Genomic DNA, 13,510 nt, shown 5'->3' on the forward strand with positions numbered 1-13,510 from the left:
ACGATTTCCACTGGGTTTCTTGTTTTATTTATAATAAGCCGACTAATTTCAATCCATGATAAATGCCATCTTCTTCTACTCGCTTCGTCACTAGGTTGGCACGAGCTTTTACTTGTTCAAGGCCGTTCCCCATGGCGATTCCCGTGCCTACAAATTGAAGCATTTCTAAATCGTTTAATGCATCACCAAAGGCAAACGCCTGCTCAGGTCCTACTTTCAAATGCTCAAGCAATCGGCCAATACCCACGGCTTTTGAGCCACCTTGAGGAATGACATCAATCGAGTAGCGATGCCACCGAACATAATCAAAGTGTTGGTGATTTTCTTCATAGCGTTTTTCCTCACCGTCCTGACAAAAAAGGAGCGCTTGATAAATGTCACGATCTTTGTAAAACTCCGGTTCGTATTCAGGATACGGTAGCTTTAAACTCGCGATGCTCTCATCAATGTGAGGATGATTCAATTCATTTGACTTTGCTGTTTCATGGTTAAGAAATACCATTGGGTGATTGTTTTCTTTCGCAAATGCATCTAAACGAGTTAATTGTTCCTGCGTCAGCGGTGAAGTAGCCACAACTTCCCCTTCAAATACTACATAAGAACCATTAAAGCTTACAAACGAACGGATGTTGAGCTCTTCTGCAAGCTCCTTAAACATGAATGGTGCTCTGCCAGTGGCAATTGCCACATGCACCCCTTTTTGCTGCAACGAAAAAATAGCCTCTTTCGCGGAGGATGGTAGCTCTTTCTCTTCTGTTAATAGCGTTCCATCAATATCAAAAAAAACAACTTTGTCACTCATTCGCTTTCCCTCCTACACATGTGCACTCCATTAATTACCTTAGTGATCTTCTCCCTATCCACACATACTAAATCTAAAATCAGCGAAAGATCATTCCTTTTTCATCGTACCGAAAAAAGAAGCGGAAGGAAACTGTTAAATCTTAACCTTGGAAAGGAGCGAATGATATGTTAAAAAAACTACGCAAAAAATTACGTGAAGGATGCAAAAACTTATTGCCGAAAAGTCGTCTTATTCACGTTTAAAAACAATGAAGGAGGTAAAGGATGACGTTATTATCTTCTTTACATGTAGTGAATGAAGGGATTTTTTGGGTTGATAGGAAATCCTGTTTACTAGATGTTAAAGAAAAACATGAAAAACAAAAGGGAATCCTTTATAATAAATATATCATTTACGTGTAAGGAGAGGTATGAATGATCTACAAAGTATTTTATCAAAAAGATTTTGACCAAGTTCCAGTTAGAGAGAACACAGACTCTCTATATGTAGAAGCAGAAAGTGAAGCGGATGTACGCAAAAAGCTTTCTGAGAAAAACTATAACCTAGAATTTATCACTCCGATCTCTGGTGAATTTTTAGCGTATGAACAACAAAAAGAACATTTTACCGTGGAGAAGCTCTAACTGATTATGAAGCAACTAAAAAATAACCAAACCGCTGTGTATGCCCTCGGGGGCTTAGGTGAGATCGGAAAAAATACGTATGCGGTGCAGTTCCAAGATGAAATTATCCTTATTGATGCCGGAATAAAATTTCCTGAAGATGAACTTCTTGGAATTGATTATGTCATTCCTGATTATTCGTACCTGGTCAAGAATGAAAACAAGATAAAAGGTCTTTTTATTACACACGGACACGAAGACCATATTGGGGGCATCCCTTATTTACTTAGGGAAGTAAATATTCCAATCTATGGGGGAAAACTTGCCCTCGGACTCCTTCGAGGCAAGCTTGAGGAGCACGGACTCCTTCGTAAAGCGAAACTCCATGACATTCAAGAGGACGATATTATAAAGTTTGCCAAGACGTCGGTTTCATTTTTTCGAACGACCCACAGCATTCCTGATTCATACGGGATCGTCGTAAAAACCCCTCCTGGCAACATCGTCCACACGGGGGATTTTAAATTTGATTTCACGCCAGTTGGTGAACCAGCAAACTTAACAAAAATGGCGAAAATCGGGGAAGAAGGCGTTCTTTGCTTACTATCCGATAGCACCAATAGTGAAATTCCTGAGTTTACAATGTCAGAGCGTAAAGTTGGCGAAAGCATCGATCATATTTTTCGCCGTGTAGAGGGTCGAATTATTTTTGCTACATTCGCCTCGAACATTCACCGATTGCAGCAAGCAGTAGAGTCGGCTGTCCGTTATGGACGAAAAGTTGCCGTCTTTGGCCGCAGCATGGAGTCAGCGATTAATATCGGTCAAGAACTCGGTTATATTAAGGCTCCTAAAAATACGTTTATTGAGCCAAATCAACTCAATAAATTACCTGATAACGAAGTAATGATTTTATGTACAGGCTCTCAAGGAGAACCAATGGCTGCACTCTCAAGGGTTGCCTTTGGAACCCATCGGCAAATTCAAATCATCCCTGGTGATACGGTGATTTTTTCTTCGTCTCCGATTCCAGGTAATACGTTAAGCGTCAGCAAAACCATCAACCAGCTGTACAAAGCTGGAGCGAATGTTATTCATGGTTCACTCAATGACATCCATACGTCTGGACATGGCGGACAGGAAGAACAGAAGCTCATGCTTCGTTTAATAAAACCAAAATACTTTATGCCCATTCACGGAGAATACCGGATGCTCAAAATGCATACGAAACTTGCAGAAGATTGCGGGGTACCTGCAGAAAACTGCTTTATTATGGATAATGGGGATGTTCTTGCCCTCCACCCTGATGAAGCAGGAATCGCCGGAAAAATTCCATCTGGCTCCGTTTACGTAGACGGAAATGGAATCGGTGATATCGGCAACATTGTGCTGCGCGACCGCCGCATTTTGTCAGAAGAAGGACTTGTGGTCGTCGTTGTTAGTCTCAATATGAAGGAGTACAAAGTCACAGCCGGACCTGACCTCATTTCAAGAGGATTCGTGTACATGCGTGAATCAGGGGACTTAATTCAGGAGGCGCAAAGACTTCTCGCCAATCATTTGCAAGAAGTGATGGAGCGTAAAACGAATCAATGGTCTGAAATCAAAAACGAAATTACGGATGTCCTCGGCCCATTCTTATACGATCGAACAAAACGTAAACCGATGATTTTACCGATCATCATGGAAGTCTAATGGGTAACAAAAACGAGCGTTTCGATAAACGCTCGTTTTTAATACCTTTTCAGAGGGTTAAAAGAATTTAGCAGTAAGCTAACAATAGTTCTAAAAGGGACACCTGTGCTTTTGTTACGAATCGATCAAATCCATTTCAAATCGGACAATATCCGCATCAGCACCGATCACCACTAACAAATCATCAGTTTGAATTGTTTCTTCAGCAGCTGGTGATACGATAATTTCACGCCCTCGCTTGATCGCAATAATGCTACAACCGTACGTGGCGCGAATGTTTAGTTCCACCATCGTTTTTCCATTCAACTTCTCTCTAGCAATACACTCGACAATGCTGTAATCATCTGAAAGCTCCAAATAGTCGAGAATATTTTTAGAAATTAGATGGTGAGCGATTCGAACCCCCATATCCCGTTCAGGATGTACGACCTTTTCTGCTCCAACTTTGTTCAAGACTTTAGCATGATAAGCATTGAGTGCTTTTGCTGTTACGTGGGGCACACCAAGCTCTACTAAAATTAAGGTTGTCAAAATACTCGCTTGAATGTCATCACCGATCGCAACGATAACATGATCAAAATTTCGAATACCTAAGCTTTTTAACACCTTCTCATCCGTAGTATCCGCAATAACAGCATGGGTCGCTATGTCACGAAATTGTTCGACCTTCGCCTCATCTCGATCAATTGCTAATACTTCCATGCCATTCTCAATTAATGCACGGCAGACACTTCCGCCAAATCGACCTAATCCAATGACGGCAAACTGTTTTTTCATACGCTCTTCACCTTTTATCCAAATGTACTTTGACTTTTTTCCGCTTGACTTTAGTATATGCTTGAATGTACAGGTTAGCCCTAACTAGGTTGCTCATGGCCCCTCTTTCATTTACCGCCATCATTTAATGAAAAAACGTCTTTCTTATAAATTAAACATGAGAAAGAGCATAAAACAAGTGCGCCCCTCGTGGCGCACTTGTTCAAGCTTATTCCTTAATACCTAGCACTCGGTTAACGCGCTTCGTTAGCATTTTCATCCCGCCGCCACCAGCTTGAAAATGACGAAGCTGTCCTTCTTCATCAAATACATAGTAAGCTGGCACGTATTCATTTTCAAACGCATCCGTTAGCTTATGCTGGCTATCGACAAAAATAGGTTGAGTAATCCCATGCTCCTCTGCGACTTGTTTAATCTGTTCGAGGTCTAAGTCTTTTTCCGAACGTGGCATGTGAACGGCAATCACGTGCAATTGATCTTTATATTTATCACGGAATTCGTTCACATTCGGCATCGCTTCTTTACATAGTCCGCAACTAATCGACCAAAAATGAATAAGTGTCGGTTTATCCTGAAGATCACTCTTTTGTACTTCTCCGTTTAACCATGCAGTTGCGCCTTCTAATTCTGGCATTTGAGAACGTAATTTTAACGCCATTCTCAATTCCCTCCTTCTAATCGAAAATGAAGGGAAGAGGCCTAACATTGCTGCTAGACCTCTCCCCATTGAACCTGTAGCTTGTCCAAAATTAAACGCTTAATGTTTCTTGACCTGGCTTCCAGTTTGCAGGGCAAAGGCCACCAGTTTGGAGCGCTTGAAGAACACGAAGCGTTTCATCCACGTCACGACCAATGTTATTATGGTTGACGACAGAATACATAAGCTCGCCTTCTGGGCTAATGATGAATAGTCCACGAAGTGCAATTCCTTCTTCTTCAATAAGTACACCATATTCACGAGAGACTTCGTGATTCGTGTCTGCAGCTAATGGATACTTAAGGTCTCCTAAGCCGTTGTCATCACGAGACGTGTTAATCCAAGCTTTATGCGTGTGAATGGTGTCGGTTGAAACCCCAATTACTTCCGCATCTAAATCTTCAAACTCGTCATAACGGTCGCTGAGTGATGTAATTTCTGTTGGACATACAAAAGTGAAGTCCATTGGATAGAAGAAAAGAACTGTCCATTTGTCGTTCTTCATATTCTCTTCGAGGCTTACTTTTCCGAACTCCTTGTTCGGCATTACAGCATCCATTTCAAAGCGAGGTGCTTGCTTTGCTACCATACGCTTGTCCGTCATTATGTACCTACCTCCCGAAAAATCTTCAAAAGTGTTGTCTTACAGCCATATTATAAGAGAAGTAAATTTTGGAGTCAATGTCTTTGAAGTAAATGTTTTTTTATAATTGATATTAGTTGATAATAACTGAACTTCTTTCCCCCTTGATATCAGCCCTTTTTAGAATGTGACAATTTTTTACGCTACGATAGTCCAGCAAAGGGTCTACGACCATTGGCCCTTCTCTTCTTTCCATGTTTCGTCCATACTTAATGAGGTTATAGTAAGAGAGGCTAGCCCATCATCCAAGAGGAGTTGATACGATGAACCTATGGTTTGAAAATATAACATCAGGGGCTTTTCTTGCTTCGACTTTCATCATCGCTGGTAAAGTGCTCGTTGCAGTCATTGCCTTTCTTATCGTGCGTGCGATCGGGAAACGGATCATTTCCAATAGTTTTGCGCGGATGGCGAAAAATAACCAGCTTTCATCTGGACGGGTCGTCACACTTGAAAAGCTTTCACTAAATGCTTTTTCTTATACACTCATGTTTATTTTTGCAACGACTTTGCTCACCATTTTCGGTTTAAATCCTTCCGCTTTAATAGCAGGTGCTGGGATCATTGGACTGGCAATTGGTTTTGGGGCACAAGGTTTAGTGAGTGACATTGTGACAGGCTTTTTTATTTTGTTGGAAAAGCAAATCGATGTAGGAGATTACGTGACGGCTGGTGGTGTCGATGGCATCGTTGAAGAAGTCGGCTTGCGTACAGCCTTAATTCGCGGCTTTGATGGAACCCTTCACTACATACCAAATCGAAACATCGCCAACGTTAGCAACCATTCTCGCGGGAATATGCGTGCGCTTGTAGACATCAGCATTTCATATAACGATAACATTGATGAAGCGATTTCCGTCATGCAGAAGGTTTGCGATCAATTGGCTGAACAAGATGAACGGATTATTGAAGGTCCAGATGTTATCGGTGTTCAAAATTTAGGCGATTCTGATGTGGTCATCCGCATCATTGCAAAAACGGAAAATATGGAGCAATGGAGTGTCGAGCGTCTATTACGCAAACAGCTGAAAGAGGCTCTAGAAGCCCATAACATCGAAATTCCGTATCCTCACCAAGTATACGTTCATAAGTAAATGGGATGAATCAATCAGCCATCTCCTTATTATGAGAGATGGCTTTTTCTTATGAATGTTCAATAAAAGTTTTCCATATATGTGATGATAATGAAACATAGCTAAAAGAAGGAGGTTGACATAGTGAACGACTCACAATTGAAACAAACGTTGTATCAATTAAGCGAAACCATCGATTGGCTTGATGGCAAGGTGAACAAACTCGAGAGTACATTTTCGCAAGTGGATACTACCCTTAATGAACTAAGTAACAAAATCCAACAACTTGGAAAAAGTGTAAACTCCCTGCAGGTAAATATAGAATCCTCGCAACAAAGGGGCACCTCTGAACAAACCACGAGCTATCATTGTCACCACGTTCGATAACGAGCACTTAACTTATCTGGGCAAAAGGGGTGGTGACCCTAATATGTGAGAAAAAGCACCCGACAACAGCGAGTGCTTTCTTCTGATCATTTATTGCTGCCGCAAGCGCTGATCTACTTGCTGACAAACCTCTTCTGCTGTTAACCCACTTGCATTAATGACAGCGCCTTGTGTCACAGCATTTTGAATTCCCATTACATTCTGATCTTGGCCTGTGATAACGCAACAGTCACAGCCTTGAGCATCTTGCTCCTGCTTCAACTGAACGACATCATATCCCATCCCACGAAGCTCTTCTGAAATAGCTGTCAATGATTGTTCGACACCGACCTTTGGCATCGCTCACACCTCCAAAATAATCATCTTTCTTCCTTAGTATGAACGACCCTTTTTTTTTCATGCATTTCTATCTATTTCTCTGCTACAATGTTTCGATGTATCCTATTAAATGCTGGACGGCAAATGACAATACATCCTCATTTGGATTCAAACGAGCATCATGCAAACCATAGTTTGTATCGACACCAAGCCAAAACATAAAGCCAGGAATTTCTTCGAGAAAATAACCGAAATCCTCCCCTGTCATGGCTTCGCTGCATTCGATAAACGTGACGCCCTCTCTTCCTTGCGAGTATTCTATAAAACGCGCGACCCGCTCCTCGTCATTCCACACTTGACAGTAATTTGAGCCATAATCAATGGATGCTTGACATGAAAATCCGATTTCGATCCCTGAAACAAGTGCTTCAATTCGTTTTTTCACCTTTTTCATCGACTCAATCGACAACGTTCGGATGGTCCCTTCGATCCGCGCCGTTTCCGCAATAATATTTTGCTTCGTTCCTCCTTTAATCACCCCGATTGTCACAACAGCCGAATCAAGCGGATCCACGTTACGAGAAACAACCGATTGAAGCTGTGTGACGAGGTGACTAGCTGCAACAACCATATCATTGGCTAGATGAGGATAGGCGGCATGGCCTCCCTGACCTTTTAAGTCAATGAAAAGCTCAGACGTGTTTGCAAATAACAGCCCTTTCCGTGTGGCGATTGTCCCTACTGGATATTCCGGGGCAATATGGAGAGCAATAATCTCATCGGGCCACCACATACGGAATTCCTCTGAATCCAGCATCGGTTTCGCGCCACCAGGCCCTTCTTCAGCTGGCTGAAAAATAAACAGCAAGTGAGTCTCAGGTTGGTGATAGGCAAAATGACGAAGCAGACCGAAAGCAATCGTCATATGTAAATCATGACCACAAGCATGCATCCGCCCCTCATGTTGCGAAACAAATGGTAACCCTGTTTCTTCGGTTATTGGTAATCCGTCCATGTCCGCACGGTAAGCAACCGTTTTCTCACCCTTTCGACCTCGGACACGAACGAGGATGCCTGTTTTCCACGTTTTCACTTCTAAAAAATCTTGTGGGAGTGATTGAATGAGTTCTAGCAAATACGTCTGTGTTTTATATTCTTCAAACCCAAGCTCAGGTATGCGATGCAACGCTCTTCGCACATCGATTAATGACGGTTCCATACATTTCCCCCTTTTTGAAGAACTGGTCTTGTCGTAAAATCTTTCCGAAATGATATCTAACTGATCGTGAAAAAAGGGCTTTACCCATTTTGAGTAAAGCCACACGTTGTTTAGTTATCTTCATTCAAACGGCGAAGCTCTTGTTTAATTTCTGTTTTGCCTTTTGTTTTCTCGTCGATCTCTTTAATCACCCGAGCAGGCGTTCCTGCTACGACTGTGTTTGGCGGAACATCTTCCGTTACAACAGCTCCTGCAGCAACAACAGCGCCTTTTCCAACTGTTACCCCTTCAAGAATGACGCAGTTCGCACCGATCACGACATCATCCTCAACGATAACCGGTTTAGCAGAAGGTGGCTCAATGACCCCAGCTAATACGGAGCCCGCTCCAATATGGCAGTTTTTACCTACTGTCGCCCGTCCACCGAGAACAACGTTCATGTCGATCATTGTTCCTTCGCCGATCACAGACCCGATGTTGATGCTTGCACCCATCATAATCACGGCGTTATCGCCAATTTCCACTTGATCACGAATAATTGCACCTGGCTCAATGCGAGCTTTAATGTTTTTCAAATCGAGGAGTGGAATGGCAGAGTTGCGACGATCATTTTCGACGACAACATCTTCAATTTTAGCCTCATTCGCTTTTAGGGCAGCGTCAATCTCACTCCATTCACCGAATAAAACACCTGTCTGGCCGTTGATAAACGATTTTGTATTAGCTCCAAAATCGATACCTTCCAAGTCGCCTTTAATATAGACCTTTACAGGTGTTGTCTTTTGGCTATTAGAAATAAACTGAATAATTTCATTCGCATCCATCATCTTCATATCATTTCCTCCTCGTTATGTATCGTTCAAGTCGTTCAAAGTGTTGGACCATCTCATTGTAGCATAAGTCATCCATCTGTTTTTGAACGGGCACTATTTAATGATAGTGCCCAAGCAAAAAAAATGCAATCACGACCGTAAAATAGATGAATGGAATTAACCTAAGATCGCTAAAAGTACTGTAATGGTCACAACGCTGAACAGTGTTGTAATGAGCGTGATGCTTGTCACGAGGCGCGGTTCTGCCTGAAACTGAACAGCGTACATCACGATCGTTGCAGCAGAAGGCATTGCGGCAGAGACGATCAGCACTTTAGCAAGCAGCGGATCAAACGGGAATACTAGCGTAATACCGAAAGCAATGAGTGGAGACACGATCAATCGTAAAATCGTTCCATATGTAATCTTACTCCAATCGAAATGCTCCCATTTAATCATCGCTAGCTGCATCCCGAGAATAATCATAACGGTCGGAACAGCCGCTTCTGCAATAATATCGACAGTCATTAAAAAGTTTGCAGGTATCTCAACTGGAATCGCTTGAAACGCAAGCGCCACAATAACAGCATACGTTGCTGGCATTTGCATCACCGCACGTATCGCCATACGAACCCCTGCCTTTCCGCGCGCGGCATAGTAAACACCGAAAAAATTCATGATGACCGATTGAAGCACCATAAAGGAGACAGCAAAAGCAAATCCAGTGTTTCCATAGGCAAACAAAATAATCGGTGCCCCGTAATTGCCCGAGTTCATAAAGGCAGTAGAAAGAACTAACCCACTCTCTGTCGCCTGAGAATAACCGCGAAGAACCGCATACACTTTATTGATTGCAATCAAAGCGAACAAAAGCAGCATAGCAAATAGGAACATGTACAAGTATTGCAAGTTCAGCTCTGCCTCATAAAATGTCCGAAACACGAGGGATGGAGTCAAAATGTAGACCGCTACCGTAGAGATCGGTTTAATGTCAACATCCCGCCATTTTTGAACGATGAAACCAATAAAAAACACGAGAATGACGGGAAGGACAACTTGAAAGAAAATCGTCATGTTCTCTCCTCTCCCTTACCCAGCCATCGCAGTAACTTAGAGCGTTTTACCGCACGGTCCACACTGAAGATGAACAAAAGAGCCCGAAGCGGTGAACAACTTCGGGAACGGGCTGTTCATTAGCCTCGTAACTCTACTAAATAAAGCGTTAATCGTGGAACAAATACGAGAATAAAGAGTGTCAGAACCATCACAAGGAAAAACGGGACAATCGCTTTTGATAACGACTCGATGCTTATTCCCGAGATTCCTGACCCGACAAACAAGTTCACTCCTAAAGGCGGTGTGATAAAGCCAATCGCCAGGTTGACAACCATGATCATGCCAAAATGGATCGGATCATACCCTAACGTTACAGCAATGGGAAGTAAGATTGGTGTCAAAATAATAATCGCTGCCAATGTATCCATAAAACAGCCTACCACAAGTAAGAGAATCGTGATCAATAAAATTAATATGATTTTGTTTTCAGATATCGTTAACATCCAATCAGCCACTTGATTCGGAATTTGTTCGATCGTAAGCAATCGACCGAACGCTGTTGCCGAGCCAACGATGATTAGGATTGTCGCTGTTGTGAGAGCAGCATCTGCGAACACACGAGGAAGCTGTTTGATCGTGAGCTCCCTATACAAAATGAAACCTGCAAGGAGACTATAGACAACGGCAACAACGGCCGCCTCCGTCGGGGTAAACACGCCGCCGTAAATCCCACCAAGAATAATGAACGGAATGACTAACGCCCACTTAGCCTCCCAGACCGATTGGAGGATGTGTTTGAACGATGTTTTTTCGGTAGATCCTTTATACCCTTTTTTACGAGAATAATAGTAGGCATAGGCCATTAAAGCGCCCGCAATCATTAAACCGGGAATAATGCCTCCTACGAATAAACCTCCGATCGATGCACTCGCCGATACACCATAAATGACCATTGGAATACTTGGGGGTATGATCACACCTAACGAACCAGCTGCAGCCACTAAAGCAGTAGCAAACCGTTTGTCATATCCATGTTTCACCATAGCTGGAATCATAATTCCTCCGATCGCAGCTACCGTCGCTGGACCGGATCCAGAAATTGCGGCGAAGAACATACACGTAATCACCGTTGCGATCGCAAAACCACCTGTGCGATTGCCGACAAGGGCATTAGCCACATTGAACAGTCGATCTGTCACACCTCCACGCGCCATGATTTCGCCTGCTAATATGAAAAATGGAACTGCCATTAACGGGAAAGAATCAACCGATGTAATCAAGCCCTGAGCTAAAAATTCGAGCGGAATCGTCCCTGAATAAAGAATAGCTAATAATGTCGCTAACCCTAATGCAATCCCGATCGGTACACTTAAAAGTAGTAACAATGCAAAGCTTCCAAATAATACAGCGGCCGTCATCTGTCATCCACCTTCCTAATCCCTTGACCCTTTATCAGAAGACTGCTCTTCCAAAATGATTTCTTGTTCCGTTTTTACTTTAAAAGAACCCTCTCCTGCTAATGCTTTGAATTGCTTCATTATTTGCTGTACGAGACGGAGTGCCGTAAGCCCCATCCCGATCGGTGTAGCTAAATAGACGAGTCCCATCGGAATTTGGAGAGCCGGAGAGGTTTGACCAAATGATAGGAGACGCTGGGCAATGTCTACTCCGTAGAAAATCACAAAGAGAGCAAAGCCTAAAAATAAAAGATTTGCACCTATTTGCAGCACAATCTTCCCCCACTCTTTCAAGAGAAGGAGCGCAACATCTACTTTAATATGCCTTTGCTTTTTAACTCCATAACTGATTCCGAAGTAAACAAGCCAAATAAAACAATAACGTGCGAGTTCCTCAGACCATGACAAGGACGAGGATAAAACATAACGCATAAACACTTGTACCGCAATAACAACGACCATAACGATTGAAAAAAAGACGAGAAAAAATTCTTCAATATGCTCATCAAGCCAACGGATGACCTTCATGAAATCCCACCTTACGTCAAAATCTTTTTTAATATAGAAAGAAGTGCAAAACTATGGACCCTTGCCTGAAGATCCATACTTCTACCATTCCTTCTTCGAAAAGTCTTAAAAGTGTAGTAATTGGCACAAGCAACGAAGGGAAAGATCACGTTGAGCTTGTGAACGCTATCATAAGACGCTGCCGAAAAGTCGCCTCGTTTGACGCTTTGTGGAAGACATCCCGTTTAGCTGTACTTTACATAGTTAAAAAATTTGGATAGTAGCCGCACTCTATAGTGACAGCCGTTGTTTTTCTTATCATTAACCCTTACAAACGTTAAACGTTCTTAACGGGCAAGAAGGATCGGACGCAGATCCTCTCATCTGCGCCCGCACGTATTACTGTGCTGCTTCTATCGCATCATAGACTGCTTGTACAATATCTGTTCCAATTTGCTCAGCGTACTTATCGATGACAGGCTCTACGGCTTCGATCATTCGCATCCGCTCAACTTCGGAAATCTCCGTATACGTCATTCCTGCTTCTTCAAGACTGCTTAAATACGTCTCATTGGCTTCACGGTTCAGTTCTCTTTGATATTGGCCTGCTTCGAGCGCTGCTTCGCGAACAATCTCTTGTTGCTCCTCCGTTAAACCGTCAAAAAATGGTTTACTCATCATGAATACAAATGGGCTGTAAATATGATTTGTATTGGACACATGGTTTTGCACTTCCGCGTACCCTTCTAAATAAATCGTAGCATACGGGTTTTCTTGTCCATCCACCGTCCCTTGCTGCATGGCCGTAAATAGTTCTGTGAATGCCATCGGTGTTGGATTGGCTCCTAAGGCGCGGAAGGCTTCAAGGTGTAGATCGTTTTCCATCGTTCGTAGCGTTAGACCATTGAAGTCTTCCAACGTCTCGATAGGCCTTTTACTGTTTGTCACATTGCGAAATCCATTTTCCCAGAACGCAAGGCCGACTAAATTTTGCTCTTCTAGCTTTTGGAGGAGCGCTTGACCGACGTCTCCGTCGAGCACTTCGTCGGCAACATCACTACTAGGGAATAGGAATGGGAAGTCAAATACGGAAAATTCGGAAACAAAATTGGCCACAGGAGCGGTTGAAGGCACCGTCACTTCTTGTGAGCCTAGTTGTAGCGCTTCCATCATTGAACGATCATCACCAAGTTGGCCACTATGATAGGTTTCTACAACCATTTGTCCACCCGATCGTTCTTCCACGAGTTCTTTAAATTTTTCCAAGCCTTTGTACTGAGGATGCTCACTGTTCAGCCCAATACCCGCACGAATCGTTAACACGTCACCGTTCGCTTCACCATTTGAAGCGCTTTCATTTCCTTGAGACGTTTCATTGCTCGTGCCACAAGCGACTAACATAACAGAAAGTATGCTAACCCAGCCAATGTGAATAAGTTTTTTCATTCTTGTTCCCCCTATA

15 protein-coding genes are annotated in these 13,510 nt (G+C 42.9%); 4 read left to right on the forward strand and 11 right to left on the reverse strand.

All coding sequences use genetic code 11. From position 1 onward, the window contains the following. Nucleotides 1–28: 28 nt before the first annotated feature. Nucleotides 29–802, reverse strand: a complete 774-nt coding sequence (locus tag FED51_RS13450) for a Cof-type HAD-IIB family hydrolase (RefSeq protein WP_134229145.1) — start codon at nt 800–802, stop codon at nt 29–31. A gap of 416 nt (nt 803–1,218) precedes the next feature. Here FED51_RS13450 and FED51_RS13455 point away from each other — a divergent pair, with 416 nt between their 5' ends. Beyond that, nucleotides 1,219–1,428 (forward strand): DNA-dependent RNA polymerase subunit epsilon, encoded by a 210-nt coding sequence (locus FED51_RS13455; protein ID WP_053430855.1) that lies wholly within the window; start codon nt 1,219–1,221, stop codon nt 1,426–1,428. A gap of 6 nt (nt 1,429–1,434) precedes the next feature. Further along, a complete protein-coding gene (gene rnjA / locus FED51_RS13460) occupies nt 1,435–3,102 on the forward strand; it encodes a ribonuclease J1 (RefSeq protein WP_010898811.1) in 1,668 nt (555 codons plus the stop codon). 114 nt (nt 3,103–3,216) lie between these two features. Here rnjA and FED51_RS13465 read toward each other — a convergent pair whose 3' ends face one another. From FED51_RS13465 to FED51_RS13475, 3 genes are all read right to left on the reverse strand, one after another. Beyond that, entirely contained in the window at nt 3,217–3,879 is a 663-nt protein-coding gene (locus tag FED51_RS13465; protein ID WP_138090586.1) for a potassium channel family protein, read from the reverse strand. A 208-nt stretch (nt 3,880–4,087) separates the two neighbouring features. Continuing rightward, nucleotides 4,088–4,537, reverse strand: coding sequence for a TlpA disulfide reductase family protein (locus FED51_RS13470; protein WP_010898813.1), 450 nt, complete (start codon nt 4,535–4,537; stop codon nt 4,088–4,090). Nucleotides 4,538–4,628: 91 nt separating this feature from the next. Continuing rightward, the gene (locus tag FED51_RS13475) at nt 4,629–5,180 is read right to left on the reverse strand and encodes a peroxiredoxin (protein WP_010898814.1); all 552 of its coding nucleotides are present in this window, start codon (nt 5,178–5,180) and stop codon (nt 4,629–4,631) included. Between the two features lie 302 nt (nt 5,181–5,482). Between FED51_RS13475 and FED51_RS13480 the strand changes: the two genes are divergently transcribed. Then, nucleotides 5,483–6,313, forward strand: coding sequence for a mechanosensitive ion channel family protein (locus FED51_RS13480; RefSeq protein ID WP_053430853.1), 831 nt, complete (start codon nt 5,483–5,485; stop codon nt 6,311–6,313). 123 nt (nt 6,314–6,436) lie between these two features. Next, nucleotides 6,437–6,679: a hypothetical protein gene (locus tag FED51_RS13485; protein ID WP_053430852.1), complete on the forward strand. Its 243-nt coding sequence runs from the start codon at nt 6,437–6,439 to the stop codon at nt 6,677–6,679. Nucleotides 6,680–6,769: 90 nt separating this feature from the next. Here FED51_RS13485 and FED51_RS13490 read toward each other — a convergent pair whose 3' ends face one another. The 7 genes from FED51_RS13490 to FED51_RS13520 form a co-directional block, all read right to left on the reverse strand. After that, nucleotides 6,770–7,018 (reverse strand): YkuS family protein, encoded by a 249-nt coding sequence (locus FED51_RS13490; protein WP_010898816.1) that lies wholly within the window; start codon nt 7,016–7,018, stop codon nt 6,770–6,772. A gap of 82 nt (nt 7,019–7,100) precedes the next feature. Next, nucleotides 7,101–8,216: an N-acetyldiaminopimelate deacetylase gene (locus FED51_RS13495; protein WP_053430851.1), complete on the reverse strand. Its 1,116-nt coding sequence runs from the start codon at nt 8,214–8,216 to the stop codon at nt 7,101–7,103. A 110-nt stretch (nt 8,217–8,326) separates the two neighbouring features. Continuing rightward, a complete protein-coding gene (dapD, locus tag FED51_RS13500) occupies nt 8,327–9,049 on the reverse strand; it encodes a 2,3,4,5-tetrahydropyridine-2,6-dicarboxylate N-acetyltransferase (RefSeq protein ID WP_053430850.1) in 723 nt (240 codons plus the stop codon). Between the two features lie 156 nt (nt 9,050–9,205). Continuing rightward, a complete protein-coding gene (locus tag FED51_RS13505; protein WP_053430849.1) occupies nt 9,206–10,102 on the reverse strand; it encodes an AEC family transporter in 897 nt (298 codons plus the stop codon). A gap of 119 nt (nt 10,103–10,221) precedes the next feature. Next, nucleotides 10,222–11,502, reverse strand: coding sequence for a TRAP transporter large permease (locus tag FED51_RS13510; protein ID WP_138090588.1), 1,281 nt, complete (start codon nt 11,500–11,502; stop codon nt 10,222–10,224). Nucleotides 11,503–11,517: 15 nt separating this feature from the next. Further along, nucleotides 11,518–12,069, reverse strand: a complete 552-nt coding sequence (locus FED51_RS13515; protein WP_053430848.1) for a TRAP transporter small permease — start codon at nt 12,067–12,069, stop codon at nt 11,518–11,520. A 378-nt stretch (nt 12,070–12,447) separates the two neighbouring features. After that, on the reverse strand, nt 12,448–13,494 hold the full coding sequence (locus FED51_RS13520) for a TRAP transporter substrate-binding protein (RefSeq protein WP_053430847.1): 1,047 nt from the start codon (nt 13,492–13,494) through the stop codon (nt 12,448–12,450). Between the last annotated feature and the right edge of the window lie 16 nt (nt 13,495–13,510).

The organism is Halalkalibacterium halodurans (assembly GCF_005671335.1).
Taxonomy (GTDB): Bacteria; Bacillota; Bacilli; order Bacillales; family Bacillaceae_D; genus Halalkalibacterium; species Halalkalibacterium halodurans.

Coding starts and splice junctions, on each gene's coding strand:
- FED51_RS13450 (WP_134229145.1), bottom strand. CDS start 802: ATGAGTGACAAAGTTGTTTTTTTTGATATTGATGGAACGCTATTAACA.
- FED51_RS13455 (WP_053430855.1), top strand. CDS start 1,219: ATGATCTACAAAGTATTTTATCAAAAAGATTTTGACCAAGTTCCAGTT.
- rnjA (WP_010898811.1), top strand. CDS start 1,435: ATGAAGCAACTAAAAAATAACCAAACCGCTGTGTATGCCCTCGGGGGC.
- FED51_RS13465 (WP_138090586.1), bottom strand. CDS start 3,879: ATGAAAAAACAGTTTGCCGTCATTGGATTAGGTCGATTTGGCGGAAGT.
- FED51_RS13470 (WP_010898813.1), bottom strand. CDS start 4,537: ATGGCGTTAAAATTACGTTCTCAAATGCCAGAATTAGAAGGCGCAACT.
- FED51_RS13475 (WP_010898814.1), bottom strand. CDS start 5,180: ATGACGGACAAGCGTATGGTAGCAAAGCAAGCACCTCGCTTTGAAATG.
- FED51_RS13480 (WP_053430853.1), top strand. CDS start 5,483: ATGAACCTATGGTTTGAAAATATAACATCAGGGGCTTTTCTTGCTTCG.
- FED51_RS13490 (WP_010898816.1), bottom strand. CDS start 7,018: ATGCCAAAGGTCGGTGTCGAACAATCATTGACAGCTATTTCAGAAGAG.
- FED51_RS13495 (WP_053430851.1), bottom strand. CDS start 8,216: ATGGAACCGTCATTAATCGATGTGCGAAGAGCGTTGCATCGCATACCT.
- dapD (WP_053430850.1), bottom strand. CDS start 9,049: ATGAAGATGATGGATGCGAATGAAATTATTCAGTTTATTTCTAATAGC.
- FED51_RS13505 (WP_053430849.1), bottom strand. CDS start 10,102: ATGACGATTTTCTTTCAAGTTGTCCTTCCCGTCATTCTCGTGTTTTTT.
- FED51_RS13510 (WP_138090588.1), bottom strand. CDS start 11,502: ATGACGGCCGCTGTATTATTTGGAAGCTTTGCATTGTTACTACTTTTA.
- FED51_RS13515 (WP_053430848.1), bottom strand. CDS start 12,069: ATGAAGGTCATCCGTTGGCTTGATGAGCATATTGAAGAATTTTTTCTC.
- FED51_RS13520 (WP_053430847.1), bottom strand. CDS start 13,494: ATGAAAAAACTTATTCACATTGGCTGGGTTAGCATACTTTCTGTTATG.